Genomic DNA, 307 nt, shown 5'->3' on the forward strand with positions numbered 1-307 from the left:
AGGGGTTCGACTCCTCTCGGGCGCGTTCTCTTTCGGGAAGTGGCTCAGCTTGGTAGAGCACCTGGTTTGGGACCAGGGGGTCGCAGGTTCAAATCCTGTCTTCCCGATACTTGATTTGGGGCCTTAGCTCAGCTGGGAGAGCGCCTGCCTTGCACGCAGGAGGTCAGCGGTTCGATCCCGCTAGGCTCCACCAAACAGTTCTTTGAAAACTGAACGAAACAAACAACGTGAAACGTCAATTTTTATTTATGATGCTAGACAAACTTTATTGGAGAGTTTGATCCTGGCTCAGGATGAACGCTGGCGG

Annotated in this window: 2 tRNA genes; both read left to right on the forward strand. The window is 52.4% G+C overall.

Annotation, left to right across the window (positions count from 1 at the left end):
• The first annotated feature begins 33 nt into the window (after positions 1 to 33).
• Positions 34 to 107: transfer RNA gene (locus MR059_RS21600), tRNA-Pro, on the forward strand.
• Between the two features lie 10 nt (positions 108 to 117).
• Positions 118 to 193 (forward strand) — tRNA-Ala (locus tag MR059_RS21605).
• The last annotated feature ends 114 nt before the right edge of the window (positions 194 to 307 follow it).

This window comes from Bacillus cereus group sp. BfR-BA-01522 (genome assembly GCF_022662635.1).
Lineage (GTDB): Bacteria > Bacillota > Bacilli > Bacillales > Bacillaceae_G > Bacillus_A > Bacillus_A cytotoxicus.